At 55.7% G+C, this 18,302-nt stretch carries 11 protein-coding genes and 1 pseudogene; 8 read left to right on the top strand and 4 right to left on the bottom strand.

The features are described from left to right. Window positions 1-818: 818 nt before the first annotated feature. Window positions 819-1,535: a lipoate--protein ligase family protein gene (locus E8K88_RS05750; protein WP_420813560.1), complete on the bottom strand. Its 717-nt coding sequence runs from the start codon at window positions 1,533-1,535 to the stop codon at window positions 819-821. A 598-nt stretch (window positions 1,536-2,133) separates the two neighbouring features. On the opposite strand from E8K88_RS05750, the gene bacA reads away from it, so the two are divergent. From bacA to E8K88_RS18675, 5 genes and pseudogenes are all read left to right on the top strand, one after another. Continuing rightward, on the top strand, window positions 2,134-2,793 hold the full coding sequence (gene bacA, locus E8K88_RS05745; protein WP_476703252.1) for a biofilm formation regulator BacA: 660 nt from the start codon (window positions 2,134-2,136) through the stop codon (window positions 2,791-2,793). Window positions 2,794-2,881: 88 nt separating this feature from the next. Beyond that, window positions 2,882-3,580: a PspA/IM30 family protein gene (locus tag E8K88_RS05740; protein WP_136405692.1), complete on the top strand. Its 699-nt coding sequence runs from the start codon at window positions 2,882-2,884 to the stop codon at window positions 3,578-3,580. A 204-nt stretch (window positions 3,581-3,784) separates the two neighbouring features. Then, a complete protein-coding gene (locus E8K88_RS05735) occupies window positions 3,785-4,423 on the top strand; it encodes an OB-fold-containig protein (RefSeq protein ID WP_136405691.1) in 639 nt (212 codons plus the stop codon). A 211-nt stretch (window positions 4,424-4,634) separates the two neighbouring features. Further along, a complete protein-coding gene (locus E8K88_RS05730) occupies window positions 4,635-6,698 on the top strand; it encodes a hypothetical protein (protein WP_240754346.1) in 2,064 nt (687 codons plus the stop codon). 124 nt (window positions 6,699-6,822) lie between these two features. Continuing rightward, window positions 6,823-7,425 (top strand): annotated as a pseudogene (locus tag E8K88_RS18675) (N-acetylmuramoyl-L-alanine amidase). On the opposite strand, the gene E8K88_RS17990 reads toward E8K88_RS18675, so the two are convergent. Further along, entirely contained in the window at window positions 7,375-7,734 is a 360-nt protein-coding gene (locus E8K88_RS17990; protein ID WP_168797248.1) for a hypothetical protein, read from the bottom strand. The pseudogene E8K88_RS18675 and the gene E8K88_RS17990 overlap by 51 nt on opposite strands. A 543-nt stretch (window positions 7,735-8,277) precedes the next feature. Here E8K88_RS17990 and E8K88_RS05720 point away from each other — a divergent pair. Both E8K88_RS05720 and E8K88_RS05715 read left to right on the top strand, forming a co-directional pair. Beyond that, a complete protein-coding gene (locus E8K88_RS05720) occupies window positions 8,278-8,562 on the top strand; it encodes a hypothetical protein (protein WP_136405690.1) in 285 nt (94 codons plus the stop codon). Between the two features lie 149 nt (window positions 8,563-8,711). Beyond that, window positions 8,712-14,222, top strand: coding sequence for a DNA repair ATPase (locus E8K88_RS05715; RefSeq protein ID WP_136405689.1), 5,511 nt, complete (start codon window positions 8,712-8,714; stop codon window positions 14,220-14,222). 521 nt (window positions 14,223-14,743) lie between these two features. Here E8K88_RS05715 and E8K88_RS05710 read toward each other — a convergent pair. Beyond that, on the bottom strand, window positions 14,744-15,358 hold the full coding sequence (locus E8K88_RS05710) for a riboflavin synthase (protein WP_136405688.1): 615 nt from the start codon (window positions 15,356-15,358) through the stop codon (window positions 14,744-14,746). 124 nt (window positions 15,359-15,482) lie between these two features. On the opposite strand from E8K88_RS05710, the gene E8K88_RS05705 reads away from it, so the two are divergent. Continuing rightward, a complete protein-coding gene (locus E8K88_RS05705; RefSeq protein ID WP_136405687.1) occupies window positions 15,483-16,838 on the top strand; it encodes a DUF945 family protein in 1,356 nt (451 codons plus the stop codon). A gap of 21 nt (window positions 16,839-16,859) precedes the next feature. Here the strand turns inward: E8K88_RS05705 and E8K88_RS05700 are convergent, their stop codons facing one another. Continuing rightward, window positions 16,860-18,296 carry a DUF3999 family protein gene (locus tag E8K88_RS05700; RefSeq protein ID WP_136405686.1) on the bottom strand — a complete coding sequence of 479 codons (1,437 nt, stop codon included), beginning with the start codon at window positions 18,294-18,296 and terminating at the stop codon, window positions 16,860-16,862. Between the last annotated feature and the right edge of the window lie 6 nt (window positions 18,297-18,302).

Genomic DNA, 18,302 nt, shown 5'->3' with positions numbered 1-18,302 from the left:
TGTCCATCGTCATTTCCTTTCACGATAACACCTGTGCAGCTTTTTAGTGGGTCAATACACAAATGCATAGCAAAACAGGGCCAAAAGGCCCTGTTTGAGACGATTAGTGCGCCATTTTTTTACTTCATCCCATGCTTGGCTTTGAGTCGTGCAGATTTAGGCTGGGTTACGAGAGGTGCCCAAGTGCACAAGACAAAGTCATTAAGTGATTGCCAGCAACATAGCCATAAAGGGCCCAAAGACCCTGTTTGAGACGATTTGACACGCCATTTTTTCCTTCAGCCCATGCTTGGCTTTGAAGCGTGCAGCTTTAGGCTGGGTTACGAGAGGTGCCCATATGCCGCAATTTGTCAAAAGAAAAGCTCCAAAGCCTTACAGCCATGGAGCTTGACGCTACGAGCGGGCAAACATCTAGGCTCGCACCGCAAATAGAAAAAGAATTATTGGTTCGCGACAGGCAAGTGTGCTTCGCGGGCTTCTTGGATAAAGTCGATCAGGGCTTGGATCATAGTGGTTCTCACAAGAGATGCCGTGGCAGTCAAGCCGTGGCGCGCATCTCGTACAACAGGCTTATCAGGGTTACTATCTAAGTGTTAACCCTCTGAAGCAACTATAACCAAATCCATTTAACCTGCTCAACAAAAATTGGACAAATCGAAATAAGGGTTTTCTCCAAGGATCCCGACTGCACCTGTTGCCAAATAAATACAACCACTGCATCCAAGCGTGCGCCATATTAATCCAAAAAACCACCAGACAAAGCATTCAAAAAACAAGCCACGGGGCAACACCTGCATTGCCCATGGCTGCAACGCCGCTCAAGGCAGCTTAGTCAGCCACTCTTCGGATCTAAACTTGCTCTCAGCCAGCGCCTCAGCAGCGGCGTATTCGTCAGCGGTGATGCCCCCCGGTGTGCCGCCATACATTTGCACAAAAGTCTGGCGCAAGCGCTCAATCACTTCCTGGCGTGGCAGGCCGGTCTGGCTGCGCAAAGGGTCTACACGTTTGGCTGCGCTGGTTGTGCCTTTGTCGCTCAACTTTTCTCGGCCAATGCGCAGCACTTGCGTCATTTTTTCAGCGTCCATGTCGTATGACATCGTCACGTGGTGCAGCACGGTAGCGCCATGTGCAAAGCGTTTTTGTGCCGCACCGCCAATTTTGCCTTGCGGGCTGGTGATGTCATTGAGCGGCTTGTAAAACGCATCAATCCCTAGTGATTTCAAACCTTGCAGTACCCAGTCATCCAGAAATGCATACGAGTCAGCAATGCTCAATTCACTGACCAACTCGGTAGGGGCATAAATCGAATAGGTGATCGCACTTTGTGGCTCGACAAACATCGCGCCGCCACCCGTAATGCGCCGCACCACGGTGATGCCGTGTTGATTGGCTTGCTCCATATCAACCTCATTGCGCAGCGATTGAAACACCCCCAGGATCACGGCAGGTGCACTCCACTCCCAAAAACGCAAGGTCGGCGGTCTGCGTCCAGCAGCGACCTCCATGCTGAGCACCTCGTCCAAGGCCACGTGCATCGCAGGCGAAGTAGCCGGCTCGTGGACAATTTGCCATTCGTAATCGCGCCAGGTTTTGGCCACGCCCAGCGCGCGTCTGACAGCGATGGCCACAGCCTCTGGTGAGAAGCCAAATAAAACGGCATCCGCTGGCAATGCCGTACGGATTGCCTGCGCCAGTTGCGGCGTATCTGCCTTGGCCGATTGGCCTTCAAGGGCCTTGCAAATCACATCCAGCGCATCGTCTGGTTCAAGAAAAAAATCGCCTGCAACCTGCACATCGCAAATGCGCTCATCCTGCACTTGCAAATCCACAACGACCAGCTTGCCTCCAGGCACCTTGTACTCACCATGCATGGCTTTACTCCTTTTCAATTTCATCCAAAGACTCTGACCATGGAACGAACCCGCACGGCACGCGCCGCACGTTTCACAGGCAGATTGTCTGCGTCTTGCAATTGGCATTGCTTGGCTTGAGCAATGGCAGCTCTCTCAATACAACGTGCATTCTGCGCTTGCCCTAAAGCCTGCAAGACGCACCGTGCCATTACTAGCCACGCAGATGACTGCAACCAGGTCAAACCTTCAATTAACAATACTTAACATGTAATATCAGAAGATGATTGACATCACATGTGAAAAAAATAAAATTCATCACATGGAAAGAAAATCATCTGCCTATTACCAACGTTTGCACAGGCAAAGGCTACGCGACAAAGGACTCATCAAGAAAGAGCTGTGGGTGCTTCCAGAATACACGGACGACCTGCTCGCGGTTGAAAAGCAAATGCGCCAGCCGCGTGGCGCGCAACCTTTGATTCAGGAGGGCATTATGAACATGAACGCACCTTGGACTATCGACAGTTTGTACCAGGCCTTGCAAAGCACCGAGCTGGTCCGTAGTGGACAGGCCACACTCGAGCTGCTCAACGGATCCGAGGCGAGCTTGTTGATCACCATGCGCGAATACGGCGATCTGCCCTTATTCTTGGCTGCTGCGGGCGGGCAAATTGTGATCGAGTCCTACCTGTGGCCAGTCAGCTACGTCCGCGACCATGCGGCCTTCAACGAGCAAGTGCTGCGCACCCAGAAGGTCTTTCCTTTGGCCACCGTGGGCATTGAATCGTTTGCCAATGGCGAGGCGGCCTACATCGTCTTTGGTGCTCTGAGCGCAAGCTCTAGCCTGGGCAATGTGGTCTACGAAATCGAAACGCTTTCAGACAATGTGATCCAGATGACTGAAGCGTTCGCAGCGGCCGTACACAACACCGCCGCCTAAACACGCATGAACTGACAGTGGCTGCAGCCCAAGCCACATCCATCCTCTTTGATGGCCTGGCCATCAAGCACCAACGAAGGAGAACACTATGACTGTATGGAGCAAACTCATCACCGCCTTGCGCGGCGGTGCCCATGAAGCCGGTGAAGCGATTGTGGACAGCCAAGCCCTGCGCATTCTGGACCAGGAAATCCGCGATGCTGATGCCGATTTGCGCAAAAGCAAAGAAGCTTTGGCTGAAATAATGGCCAAAGAAAAACTCGCCCGCAGCAAGCTTGAAAAGTCTGTAAGCACAATCCAAGAGTACGAAGGCTACGCGATCAAAGCTCTCGAAGGCAATAACGAAAACCTGGCGTTGGAAGTTGCCAATAAGATTGCCTCATTGGAGCGCGCGCGCGATGAGGAGCAAGCCCAGGCAGACCAATTCGCCTCCAGCGCCACACAATTGCGCCAAGCCATTGCCCAGGCCGACTCGCACATCAAGCGTTTAAAGCAACAAGCCGATACCGTCAAGGCGACTGAGAACGTACAGCGTGCCCAAGCCACCGTGGCTGAGCGCTACTCGGGCTCTGAGTCCCGCGTGCAAACCGCCCTGGACTCGCTCGAGCGCATCAAGCAAAAACAAGCTGAAAACGGTGCCCGCCTGCAAGCTGCGGCAGAGCTGGCCAAGGAAAACTCCGAAGATGCGCTGGATGCACGACTACGCTCAGCCGGCATCACGCCAGACACGCACAGTGCCTCAGCAGTGCTGGCGCGGCTCAAGGCCCATAAAAAACAGCAACCCTGATACACACAGCACTTCAAGCACCTCAGGAGCTAGAACAATGGCTGCACAGTCCATGCTGCGAGTCCGCAAGCACAGCCCGCAGCGAGCATACTGCGGCCCATTCATTAGGCCCAATGCACACGCCTCCATAGAAGCTGTGGCATTGCAAGAGAGGGCAATAGGCATGGGCCAAGCACCACGCAGTTCAAAATAAAGGGAGTGACAATGGCCATTTTTTTACACATCATTTTCAGCTTCCCCACGGTGATCTTCACCGGTCTGCTGGCTTTGGTCATGCTCTATTGGCTGGTCGCCATCACGGGTCTGCTCGATACCGATGTGCTGGACCAAATGCTGCTGGGCGACGGTGATGCCGTGGATGCCGGCGGCTTGGCAGCTTTACTCAATAAAATCGGTCTGGGCCGTGTGCCGCTGACAATTATCGTGTCCTTGCTGGTGCTGAGCGCCTGGGTCATCAGCTTTGCTGGCACCCGCTTGCTGATGCCCCAAGCTGGCTTGATTGCCATCCAGTTTCTGATCGGCGGTGCCATCACTGCAGCAGCACTGATTGGCGGCTTGCTGTGCACGATCGTGCTGCTGCGCCCAGTGCACGCGATGCTGCGCCATATTCCACCAGAGGGCGAACCGACCATCATCATCGGCCGCACGGGCGTGATCCGCAGTGGCACAGCAACCCCTGAAGCAGGTCAGGCCATCATCGAAGATGGTGGCGCAGGCTTGCTGCTGCAAGTGCGCACCAGCAACGGCAGTTTGCCGCGCGGCACCAAAGTCGTCGTGATTGAGCAACTGCCAGAACACAATGCTTGGCGCATTGTCAGTGAAGACGAGTTTACAAATGGTTAATAGTGCCTTGTAAGAAACAGGTTTACTCCCACACAATCCATCCACAATAATCTAGCGCGGTCATCAACGCGCAACGCACGCCCATCACACCAAAGCCTCTCCAGCGGAGCCAGGCAACCACAGCCAAAGCCGAAACAGCCCATGCTCACGGCGGCTACAGCGATCAACAATTTCAACCCAATTAGCGCAATAGGAACATCAGGAGAAAACAATGGAATGGATCATTTTGGGCGCAGCCGTACTCGTCGGCATCGTGATTGTGGTGGTCGGCTTTTTAGCCGCACTCAAAGCCTTCTACATCAAAGTACCGCAAGGCACTGCCTTGATTAAAAACGATTTGAGCGCCAAGCCCAAAGTGCTGTTTACCGGCGGCATTGTCTGGCCGGTGATCCATAAAAAAGAATTCATGAAAATCTCTTTGATCACGCTGGAAATTGACCGCCGTGGCAAAGAAGGTCTGATCTGCCGCGACAATATGCGCGCCGACATCACCGTCGCGTTTTACCTGCGCGTCAACGAAACCGCAGACGACGTGCTCAAAGTCGCCAAAGCCATTGGCGTTGATCGCGCCTCAGAAAAAGGGGCAGTGAATGAGCTGTTCAACGCCAAGTTCTCTGAAGCATTGAAAACCGTTGGTAAACAACTGGACTTTGTTGACCTGTTCGAAAACCGGATTGAATTTCGCGACCGCATCATCGCCATCATTGGCCAGGACCTCAACGGCTACGCATTGGAAGACGTGGCGATTGACTACCTGGAGCAAACGCCCAAAGTCTCGCTGGATCCAAACAATATTCTGGATGCCGAAGGCATTCGCAAAATCACCGAACTAACGGCCGCACAAAACATCGTGACCAACGAACTCGAGCGCAACGAGGAAATGGCCATCACCAAGAAAAACGTCGAGACCAAAGAAGCCCTGCTCGCACTGGAGCGCCAACAAGCCGATGCGCAAGCACGCCAAAAGCGTGAAATCGCCACCATCCAGGCCCGCGAAGAAGCAGAAACCAAAAAGGTACAAGAAGAAGAGCGACTCAAAGCAGAAAATGCCCGTATTGCCACGCAAGAGCAAGTCGATATTCGTGAAGAAAACCGCATGCGTGAAGTCGAAGTCGCACAGCAAAACCGCCAGCGCGCCGTGGTGATTGAAGTCGAAAAAGTCACCCGCGCCAAAGACCTGGAGGTAGTCTCGCGCGAGCGCGAAGTCGAGCTGCAGCGCATTGAAAAGGAAAAAGCGCTGGAAGTTGAAAAAGCCAATATCGCCAACGTCATCCGCGAACGCGTAGCGGTTGAGAAAACCGTCGCCCAGGAAGAAGAACGCATCAAAGAAGTGCGCGTTGTCTCTGAAGCCGACCGCCTCAAGCAAGTCACCGTATTGCAAGCCCAAGCTGAGGCCGAAGAGGCCTTGGTCAAGCAAGTGAAAAAGGCCGAAGCCGACGAATCGTCCTCACGCCACAAAGCCGTCGAAATCACCGTCGTGGCCCAAGCCGAGCTGGAAGCAGCCACACAGCAAGCCGAAGCCAAAAAACGCTTGGCCGAAGGCATACAGGCTGAACGCGCCGCACCTGGCTTGGCCGATGCCCGCGTACGCGAAGTCAGCGCCGCCGCGCTGGAGCGCGAAGGTTTGGCACAAGCCAAAGTCACTGCTGAAAAACTCATTGCCGAAGCCAAAGGTCTGGAAGAACAAGGTCTGGCAGAAGCACGCGTCATCGATGCCAAGGCCGATGCGATTGAAAAACAAGGCTTGGCCGAAGCCAAAGTCGAGGCCGAAAAACTCATTGCCGTGGCCAAAGGTACCCAAGAGCAAGGCCTGGCCCAAGCCAAAGTCACCAGCGAAGTCGGCAATGCCGAGGCCGCAGTGTTGCTGGAAAAACTCATGGCCGAGGCCAAGGGTTTGGCCGAGAAATTCACCACATTGGGCGGCCTCAACGACAACGCCCGTGCACACGAAGAATTCCGCATGCAACTGGAGAAAAACTTCGAACGCTCCATTGCCAGCATCGATGCCAGCAAAGACATTGCGCGCGAGCAAGCCGAAGTGCTGTCGTCTGCCCTGTCCAAAGCCAATATCGACATCGTCGGCGGTGAGGGCGCGTTCTTTGACAAGTTTGCCAAAGGCTTGTCGGTGGGCAAGTTCATCGAAGGCGCAGCCGGCAAGAGCCCGATCATTGACGATTTGCTCAAACGCTTTACCGGCGGTGGCAAGGCGGAGGACTTGCTGCAGTTGTTGGATCAGAAGACTGCGCCAGGATCTCAGTCTGATGGAAAACTATAAAGATTCAGTTCGCCGAAACTGAACGAACCATGGCCTCGAAATGATCTCTGTGTCGCTTCGAGGCCAGAAATAAAAAATACTAATACAAGATGGCTTAATTCAATTCATTGAAACCAACCAAGGAATGAAAATGCTTGAAATTGATTCAGAAGGAATGATTGATCACACAAGAATCATAAAAAAAAGATACATAAAAATTGAAAAAGGACCAATGCCCCTCATTGCCGGAATCATCGTTCATCAAACAGATGGCCCAACAGCTCAATCCGCCTTCAATGGCTATACAGCTGGAAAGAACGGCGCGCATTTCCTTATAGATCGAGACGGGACAATTTATCAAACTGCTTCTCTTGCGCAAACAACATGGCATGTTGGAAAGCTCAGATCGCGATGCATAGCTGAGAAACGATGCACTCCTTAAGAAAATAAATTAGAAAAAACATGGAATACAACGGCAACGCACGAAAGGCAGATGCAAAAGAAAGTCCCAGATCGTTATCCAGCTAATATTGATAGTATCGGCATTGAAATTGTTGGGCAAGCGCTGCCACTAACAGCACTTGAGGATGATAAAATTTTCGAAAGTTTATCCAACGAACAAACTGTGTCATTGAGATGGTTGATTAATCAGCTAAGCGCGCAACTTAACATATCTCCTTCTGAAATATTTCGCCACTCAGAAATATCCTATAAAAACAAAACCGAGGCAAAGGGAGCTGTATGGTAAAAAAATCATATATGCATTCGTTGTAGTTTTAATTACATCCGGATGCACATCAAACAGCAACAGCAACAGCAACAGCAACAGCAACAGCAACAGCAACAGCAACAGCAACAGCAACAGCAACAGCAACAAAAATTTTGCGCTTCGCATACCTCCTGGTGCAACTAATGCAGTCCAATCAATCACAACGTTAAGAGACGGACTATTCAGCGAAACAGCCAGCAGCTCAGATGAAACGATTGAGCAATGCCAAGAATTTAAAATAACTGACGAACAAGTAAAAAAATTCTTCTCTACAGCAATTACTGTCATGAGAAATGATTACGTTCACTCTTATCTACCATCACGCTGCTACGCAACAGGCACTCTGCAATCCATGGGAAACGAAAATGGTCGTTGGCGTATAGACCGAGCTAGGCGAGGGCAAATATTATACGACAGCCAAGAATCAACATATTTCTTCTGCAATGACTGCGAAGAAGAAATTTTCTATGAGGCATGCGATCTTGACTGCGCATTAGCTGCTTCTGACTCATTCAACCAATAATTAGCTACTACGAAATTGATGAACCCTCAAAAAACCGATCATGAACAAAGATTCCTCTAGATTAATCAGCACAGAAAAGAATTCGAAATGTGCCCTCGATCGGCGAAAGAGAAGGCATCGGTGATGCCATGTAGAGCACAAACATGTTTCACGCAATCAAAGCCTCGGGTAATTTTTGAGATATCAAATCCTCAATTAAAAAATCCAGCAAAGCATTAAAAATATGAAACCGCTCCTCATCTTCATCATGACCTCACCACTTCTATCTAGTTGCACTAAAAGCGACGAAAAAAATAATCAAAAAAGGCTTGATTATTAATTCACTCATCAAAAGTATTACGAGCAAAGAAGACGCTCTATTCGAAGAAAAAGCCAGCTTCTCTGACGAAACGCCACAAGACTGCAAGGAATTCATTCTTTCAGAGGCACAAATTAGAAACTTCTTCCAAACAGCAACAACCATCAGCCAAAGAGGCCAAAGAGATTACGACCACGAATTAATACCATCACGCTGCTATGCCAAAGGAAAATTGAGAAAATCAGCGGCGAAAGCAGTTTTTGGACCATTGACCGAGCCAGACGTGGCCTTATAAGAGTCAATAATCAAGAAGAATATTTCTTCTGCAACGAATGTGACGACGAAGTTTTTTTACGAAGCGTGCAATATCGAATGCATTCATAGCGAAACTTGACGCATACATACGATAAAGTGCAATCCAACGGTATTCAACGAGACAGCAGCATGGCAACCAGCGAGCAAAACGAGCAAGGCGCACACAGCGCGATCAACCAAGCAGTCGCATCCGGCGGCGCCTACGAAGTGTTGCAAAAGCGGCTGTCGGACCAAGGCGCGGCCTTGCGCGGCATTGCTGCTGACTTGAATGGCCAGCGCCTGCAGGAGTTTGGTGCCAGCCACATGGACCTGCTGGGGCGTGTGCGCGTGCGCACCGAAAACAACTGCGTAGGCCGCGACATCGTCCAGGTTGGTGAGCTGACCGTGTTTGGCTACAACGTGTTTTTGGGCATCAAGCAAGAAACCCGCATTGAGGATGTGTTTGCCGTCTACCGCTTGCAAGCGGCCAAAGCCGATGCAGTCGATGGCGGTAATGCAGCCGCTGCCGATAGCTACGACATCGTACCTGTCGATGTGCGCCAAAGTTTCTTGGGCCACCAAAGCTTTGTGCAGGATTTCCGCGAGCTCTACACCTACTACAAAGGCGCTCGCTTGCTGCAGCTGGTGATCAAGGAAGGCCAACTGCTGGCGGCCTTTCAAATTGGTGAGCGACTGGCCGACGTGCGGGTGTTCCGCTGGTCAGTCTCGCCCGATGGCAAAGAGGTCCAATACATCGACAACCGCGGCGAGCGCGACATTGCGCTGCCCGCACCCTACGACTTCGAATGGCTGCCTACCGGCCGCAACGACGTCGTACAAGGACGCTACCCGCACATCGCCATTCTGGATACGATCTTCATCGACACCATTGGCGGCGACCTGACGATCAAGATCGAGGACAACACCAACGACGGTCTGGGCATTTGGCGCGAAGCCGTGCAGGATGCAACCCAATCGCTGGACGACGCCAAAATCGAATATGCCAGTGTAGGCAGCCTGATCCTGCTGAAAGTACTGCCCTACCGCGAAGAAGAGTGGCGCTACCTGGTCTACAACACGCTGACGCAAAAAGTGCAGCGCATCGATGCGATTGGCCTGGCCTGCATCCAGTTGCCCGAAGACCACGGCATCATCTTCCCTGGGGGCTACTACCTGCAAAGCGGCGAGCACCGCCATTTCAGCCAGGACATGCGCGGCATGCTGTACAAGCGCAGCTACCGCTCACCCAATGGCGAAGATGTGATGTACATCTTCTACGAGCCCACCAGCGGGCGCATGGCGCTGTTCACCTACAACATGATTGCGCGCGAACTGCAGCCGCCAATCATTGGCCACGGCTACGCCCGCCTGGAAGATGGCCGCATGGTCATCTTCAGCAGCGAGTCCGATGAGCCCACCCGCATCCACCCCATGCAAATCTGGCGCACGCCATTTGCGAGCGAAGAATTCGCCGCCCGCCAGCCTGCGAAAAACACGCCGATGGGCCGCATTGGCAATGCCGAGCTGGTGCGCGGTATTTCTGAGCTGTACAGCCTGACGCGAGAAATTGATGCCGAAGAAGTCTCCAGCAGCCGCTATGAACGCCTGATCGACACCACACGCCGCCTGTTCGAGCGCTACCACTGGATGGAGGATGCGCAATTCTCCGGCCTGCCCAAGGTGCTGCACGAGATCACTGCCAGCGGCGAGGCCGTGCTCGACGAATACGAAAAAGTTGAAAGCATCCGCAGCGAAACCCAGCGCCAAATGAGCGAGGCGCAAACCCGCCAGCGCAGCTTGCTGATGGAAATGCGCCGCGGCGACTGGAGCCAAACACGCGACTACGTGCAGGCGCTGGCACAAATCACCCAACAACGCGGGCGCTTGATGAGTATCCGCGACCTGCGCTATGTAGACACAGCCGCTGTCGACGGCATGCAGGCCGAGCTCAATGCCACTGGCGATGATGTGGCAGCCCGCACGGCCACCTTCCTGGCCAGCGAAGACGCACTCAAGCCGTACACCGAAGGCTTGAAGACACTCGAAGAACAAGTCCAAAAAGCCCAGACCACGCCGCAAATCAACGAGCCGGTGGCCGCCATGCAAGCCATGTCGGCCGAGCTGGACACGCTCTCTGAGCTGATGGCAGTGTTGCAAGTCGAAGACCCAACCCAGCGCACCCGCATTGTCGAAGGTATCTCCGAAATCTATGCGGCGCTGAACCAGGCGCGCGCGCGCGCCGAACAGCGCAAACGCGGCATGGGCGCGGCCGAACAAGTGGCGCAGTTTGGCGCGCAGTTTGCGCTGTTTGGCCAAAGCATTGCCAGTGCATTGGCACTGGCCAATGACCCAGAAAAATGCGACGAACAACTGGCGCGCCTGCTGGTGCAACTCGAAGAGCTGGAGAGCCAGTTTGGCGAGCACGAGCAGTTTCTGGGCGACATCATCAGCAAGCGCGAAGAGTTGCTGGAGACTTTTGAGGCACACAAACAAACCCTGCTGGATGAGCGCCAGCGCCGTGCACAAGGCGTGTTCGATGCGGCCTTGCGCATTTTGGAGGGCTTACCACGGCGCACCGAGCGCATGGACAGCCAGGACACGCTCAATGCCTTTTTTGCCGGCGACGCACTGATTCTGAAACTGCGTGAACTCGCAGCACGCCTGCGTGAACTGCAAGACAGCGTCAAAGCCGATGACATCGAAGCACGCCTCAAAGGCATACGCGACCAGGCCGTGCGTGCGCTGCGCGACCGCAGCGAACTGTTTGAAGGCGACGGCAATATCATCCGCCTGGGCAAACACCGCTTTTCTGTCAACACCCAGGTGCTGGACTTGACCTTGATGCCACGCGGTGAGCAGCTCAACCTGCACCTGACCGGCACGGACTACATGGAGCCACTGGCCCTGCCTGAATTGGCTGAGCTCAAAGCCTACTGGGACGTGACCCTGGAGTCCGAATCGCCGCAAATCTACCGCGCCGAATACCTGGCCTTGCAAATGCTGGAAGCGGCCCGCCAACCGGCCTCTAGCAATGCAGCCCAGAGCGGTGAAGGCGCAGAAATCCTCAGTCGCGATCAACTGATCGCGCTACTACCCCAACCTGAGGCCCTGATGCGCGCAGTGCGCGCTTTTGCCGCACCCCGTTACCGCGAAGGCTATGAACGCGGCATCCACGACCACGATGCGGCCTTGATTTTGCAAGCCCTATTGCCACTGCAGGAAAAAGCCGGCGTACTGGCCTTTGACGCCAAGGCCCGCGCCTTGGCCGTGCTGCTGTGGAACGAGCTGCGCGCCGGCAGCGACTACACCTTCAAAATCGCCACGCTGGCACGCCATTGGCACAGCCGCGCCCAAAGCGCCGCCAGCATGCAGCGCTTGCTGGGCAGCGAGGACGCACGCAATGCCCTGGTCACTGAAGTGGCCCAAGCGCTGCACACCTTTGTGCAAGGCAACCAGCTGGTGCACTTCCAAACCGACCTCGCAGCGCTGGCCCAGCAAGGTGCTGACTACCTGGTGCAAGAGCTCTCCAGCAGCGCGCCGCGCATGCATTTCTCTACCTATGCGGAGCAGTTGCTGCAAGCCTTGCAAGACAAGTTGCAAAGCGATGGCTCCTGGAGCGAGCTGGATGCCGCCTTGCGTGATGCCAGCCAACCGCTGGCCACCCGCTACGACCTCGCGCTGCACTGGCTGCACGCCGTGGCCCGCCAGCAAACCGCACAAGGCCAGGCCAATAACGGCTCCTACGCCGACGAAGCCGCGACGTTGGCCCTGCTGCACAGCAACGTGCAGCGCGAAGCCTTGCGTGTCGATTTGCGCGCCACGGTCACCGGCTTGCTGGGCCAGCACAGCCGCATCCACGACGGCCAACTCGATTTGGGCGTGGACGATTTTTCGCGCCGCGCCCATTGGCATAGCAGCCAGTTTGTCCCCGGCCTGCGCCGCTACCAGCAATTGCGCCAGGACATTCTGGTCGAGCAACGCAGCAGCATGCGGCTGGAAGAATTCAAGCCGCGCCCGCTGTCCAGCTTTGTGCGCAACAAACTCATCAACGACGTATATCTGAGCGTGATTGGTGACAACCTGGCCAAACAAATGGGCACCGTCGGTGAGAACAAGCGCACCGACCTGATGGGCTTGTTGATGATGATCTCGCCACCCGGTTATGGCAAAACCACGCTGATGGAATACGTGGCCAACCGCTTGGGGTTGATTTTCATGAAAATCAACGGTCCGGCGCTCGGCCATGAAGTGCGCAGTATTGATCCAGCCCAAGCACCAGATGCGACCAGCCGCCAGGAATTGGAGAAACTCAATCTGGCGCTGGAGATGGGCAATAACGTCATGCTCTACATCGACGATATCCAGCACACCCACCCAGAATTTCTGCAGCGCTTTATCTCGCTGTCCGACGGCACACGCCGCATCGAAGGCGTCTGGCGTGGCCGCACCAAGACCTACGACATGCGCGGCAAGAAATTCTGCATCGTCATGTCTGGCAACCCCTATACCGAATCGGGCGAAGTCTTCAAAATCCCCGACATGCTGGCCAACCGCGCTGACGTCTACAACCTCGGCGATGTGCTGGGTGGCCTCGAAGAAACCTTCAAGCTCAGCTACATCGAAAACAGCTTGACCAGCAACGCGGTGCTCGCGCCTTTGGCCACCCGAGATCTGAAAGACCTGTATCTGCTGGTGGGGAAAATCCAGGGCAAAGAATTCTCCAGCAACGAGCTCAGCCACGACTACAGTGCCGCCGAGCTGCGCGAGATTGGCGCGGTGCTCGAGCGCATGTTGCAAGTGCGCGAGGTGGTCTACAAGGTCAACCAGCAATACATCGCCAGTGCTGGCCAGGCCGATGCCTACCGCACCGAGCCGCCATTCAAGCTGCAGGGCTCCTACCGCAATATGAACAAGCTGGCCGAAAAAATCACCAGCGTCATGAATGCGCAGGAAATGCAGCAACTGCTGAACGACCACTATCTGGGTGAGTCGCAATTGCTGACCACTGGCGCCGAAGAAAACCTGCTTAAACTGGCCGAATTGCGCCAGCACATGACAGCGGAGCAACAAGCGCGCTGGACGGAGATCAAACGCAACTTCATGCGCAGCCAAGCGATTGGCGGCTCGGACACCGACACCGGCGGCAAGATCGTTGCGCAACTGATTGATCTGGTCGAAGCCACCAAGCACAGCGCACTCTCGGCCGCGGCGCAAGCAGAACAAGCCGAACAACAGCGCCAGCAAGCTGCCGCGCCTTGGGCTGACATTTTGGCGAGCCTGCACCAGCTGGCTGCAGCCCAGCAGCAATCAGGCCAAAGCACCGCAGAAGCCTTGCGACAAGCACTGGCCAACGCGCTAGAGAGCAAAGCGTCCAGCCTCGATACCGCCAGTGCTGCCACAGCCGATGAAACCACGCGCTTGCTGGCCGCGCGCGAATTGGGCAATCTGGTTGCCAGTGCCTTGCAGCCGGTGCAAGAACACCTGGCCAACAACCGCCGCCAGCAACTAGGCTTACACCGCGTCATGTTGCAAATCGCCACCACGATGCAAGAGCAGCTCGACATATTGAGCCGCGCGCACCCTGGTGCCAGCGGTGAGCGCGTGCGCCACAGCGAAGTTGTCGGCAAGGCCTTTGAGCGCATGCGCGGCGACGAAGAATAAACGCTTGCCCAGGCTGGAGCGCCAAGCAGCCAATGCCACCGGCCCAGCCAAGGCTTCGTCTAGTGAGGCGGGGTAATCCTCCCGTAAAGCTGCAGCGATTTGTGTGCCCCCTTGGTGGTACACGGTGAGCTGGCTCGGGCGATTGAGGCGTTATTGGCTACGCAGTGACGAGCTGGGGATTTGGAGAGTGAGCAGGTTGCCTGCCCACGCGGATGGCGCTGCCTCACAAGCACCAACGCCCTGCAAAAAGCGTTTTGCAACATGCCATGTTGAGGCGCTGGCTGGCGTGGGCAGCAAAGCTGCGCCACCCTACGGCTCGGTATGAACAGCAACGCCATCCACCATATGCCACATGCTTACTTTTTGTGCAACGAATGGTTCTTCATAGGGCCATCCCGGCGATTGCCGCATGCTATCCACAGGATTATCCACTGCGGGTGTGGATGCCGCCCTGAGGGAAGCTCGGCTTAGAACCGGTTTACGATCTTTTCGCGATCCGCAAAAACATCGCAAACAGATTTTTAGCGCCCCATCATGCGCGCCACATAGCGCGCAATCACGTCGACCTCCAGGTTGACCTGGCTGCCTGGCTGCAAGTATTTGAAGGTCGTGTGTTCAATCGTGTGCGCAATCAGGTTGATGCTGAACTCACAGCCGTCTGGCAAATCGGTCACGGAATTGACGGTCAGGCTCACCCCTTGCACGGTGATCGAGCCTTTGTAGGCCAGGTATTGCGCCAAGGCTTTGGGCGCAACGATGCGCAGCTCATGGCTTTCGCCCACTGGCGCAAAATGGCTCACTGTGCCAATGCCGTCGACATGGCCAGAGACCATATGGCCGCCCAGTCGGTCGGCTGCACGCAGGGCTTTCTCCATGTTGACTTCCTGCAACTGGTCCAGGCCAGTTGTGAGGCGCAGGGATTCGGCTGAAATCTCAATGGTGAACGCACTGCTATCCAGGCTCAGGGAAGTGACGGTCATGCAAGCGCCATTGAGGGCAATGCTGTCACCCAAGACCACATCGTCCAAATACTCGTCTGGCGCCTGGATCGTGAGTCGTTTGCCATGAGCCTCGCTCTCGCCGAGGTTTTCGAGATGGGTAATGCGGCCCAGAGCCGTGATGATGCCGGTGAACATGCCTTGTCCTTCTACCAATGTGCGGTCAATGTAGGTGTGAGTAAGGCTGCCAATGATAGAGGCCAATTCAAGGCCCTGTGAAACAATACAGCATTTCAACACATGCGTTTGAGGGAGCAATGGCGTGAAAGCTGTACGTTGGTTGTTTGGTCTTGCCGGGTTCGGCTTATTGCTGTGCGCACTGGCCAGTTGGTGGATTGGTCTGCAGATTGAAACCCAAGTGCGCCAGGGCCATGCGCAGCTCAGCGAGCAGTTGGGCGTGCCAGTGCAACTGCAGTCATACCGGCGCGGTTGGTTCTCCTCTGAGGCCAGCAGCCAAATCCACCTTGGCGATGGAAATGGTGGCCTAGTCCTCAAGGTACAGCACCACATAGCGCATGGCCCATTGCCTGGTTGGCGCAGTGTGGGCTTGGTGTCTGCCACCAGCGATGGTGTGATCTCGCCTGATGCCAGGCCAATGCCGGACACGCCCAATGCGAACGGCGTGTTTCTGCAGATTCAGAGCCAGCTGGGCTTTGATCGGCGCGTGCTCCTAACCATCTCCGGCCAGCCTGGCAGCTTCACCGATGCCAACGGTGGGTATTGGAGCGTCGGCGCACTCCAAGGCCAGCTCAATCTGGCGCCACAATGGCGCAGCTTCTCGGCCGAGCTGGAATGGGACGGCATGCAATGGACTGGCGCGCAGGATGCGCTGATTGCCATTGGCGCTGTGGCCCTCACTGGGCAATACCAGTTGCCCGCCGGGCGGGATGCGTTGTACGACGGACGCAGTGAGGCCCAACTCGCCCACCTAGAACTACGCCATGTGTTTGCACCCGGTGTTCCAACCAGCCAGCAAGTGCCCTATGCCTTACGCATCGATGGCCTGGCGCTCAGCAACCGCCTAGACACACAAACGGCCATCGGCCAAGCCAGCGCCAGTCTCAAGGCCGATGCGACGCGATTCGATGACATGCAGACTGGCGCCGTGCAATGGCTGATGTCCTTAGACGCCATTCCTGTCGAGACGCTGGCGCATCTGATGCCAAGGCTTGGCGACTGGCTCAACCAACAGCAGCAAACTCCCAGTGCATCTGCCCAAACACTGACTTTGGCTGAGCAGCAAGCGATTCAAACCGACATCGCCGCGCTGTTTCAGCAAGGTTTGCGCCTGCAGCTGGACCGCGCCAGCGTGGAGCTGCCCGCTGGCGAAGTGGTGCTCACAGGGTTTGTGCAAGCCCCTAGCCTGACCGGCACCGACTTGTCGTTCTTGCCAATGAGTCTGGCGGCCAAACTCGATCTGCGCTTCCATGTCCGTTTGCCTGCAGTACTGGCCCAGAACCTGCAAGGAGCGAGCATCTTCAACGCCCTGCTCACGCAAGGCCTGTGGCAGCGCGATGGCCCGTTGGTAGAGGCCGCATTGGTCTACCAGCGCGGGCTGAACACCATCAACGGCATTCCCGCAGAACCAGCCAGCCTGGTGCAGTGGTTTGGCCAGTGAAGCTTGGCTTTGAACAGGCGCTTAGGATCTGGGTTTACCAGACTCGCGCTCGGCCTGGCTAGTGCGTAAAACGCTCAGCGCAATCGCAGCCAATACGCACACGGCCAGAATCAAAATGCCCCACAACAGCAGTTTTTGGTTCAGCCATCGGCTGACAAAGCCCGCGCTTGGCGCTTCGGGCTGCACCACTGGCGTTACTGCCAGCACCTGCGCTTCTGGCAAGCGGTGCTCCATGCCCGGCTGGTAGCCTGGCATCACGGTGGTCAAGGGCAAGCGCATCGGTGGCACGGCATCGGCGCCTGCCAATAAGCGAAATGGCCCAGGCCCTGAGGCCACAAACACCACCTGCATAGGCGTGTACTCCAAGCCCGCCTCGATCGGGTTATGGGCCAGCGAGAAGCCCTGGTCCACCTCGATGCGCAACTGGCGCGACAAGGAGTGCGCTACCGCCAGCGCAGCATTGCTCTGAGGCTGTGCTGCGCCGTTCGCCTCAGCCGCCTGCGCTGGCAGGCTATAGACCACCGTATTGCCCACCATACGCCAAGGCTGCTCATCGCGCTCACGCGTCAAAATGCGCACTGGCAACAAGCTATTGGCCGTTCGCGACTGCAGGCGCAACCCTTGCACGGCATAGCCCGCTGGCAACAACCACTCGGCAAAGGTATCGCCCTGCTTCACAGCAGGCCCTAGAGGCCAATAATCAGGCTCGCGCGCAGCGGTTTCGGCCTCAAACTCCAGTGCCAGATCGACCTCAGGGAACTGCACCGAATCGGCCCAGCTCAGGCGCAGGTACTGGCCCTTCAATGACTGCGAGGCATTGAGCCTAATGCGCGAATTACCAGGCCCCTCGTCGTCAAACTGAAACAGCGGCTGCGGCTGGGCCACCGGGTACCAGTCCTTCAAATCACGGCTGCCCATCAGCGTGACCTGCAACAGCTCATTGCGCGGCAGCTCACCGCGAATCTCAATACTTTGCACGGGTTTGTCGACCGCACGCGTGTCGAAGAGCAAACCACGCAAACGCTGTTGCGGCTGAGCAGACTCGCTGGCGCCCAGCTCCACCAAACGGCGCCCATCGTTTTCAATGATGCGCAGGCTGGGCGTTTGCTGCGCCAATGCAGCCGGCGCTTCTATCCGATAGCCGCGCAGCACTTGCGTGGGCGCGGGCGCCTGCACCGCGCCCAACTCGGCCGTGATGGCAAAAGGCAGCATCGCATCGACGCCATTGACAAGCCGCAAATCATCGCCTTGCTGGGAATGCATACCGGCCAATACCTCAGTGGGCACACTCATGCGCACGACAGACGCACTGGCAGGCATCGCCAAATCGGCCGACAAGGCAAAACGGCTGACAGGCTGGGCCTGGGCTTGCCATACACAAGCCAGAACAGCGCACACGAAGAAGACCGCATACCGGCCGGCGTTTTGGTGTGTTTGCTGGCGTGCAACTGACTGCATACGTAC

This window comes from Lampropedia aestuarii (assembly GCF_004803635.1).
Classification (GTDB): Bacteria; Pseudomonadota; Gammaproteobacteria; order Burkholderiales; family Burkholderiaceae_C; genus Lampropedia; species Lampropedia aestuarii.
Note: the sequence above shows the minus strand (reverse complement) of the source record. Positions and strands in the feature narration are given on the sequence as shown.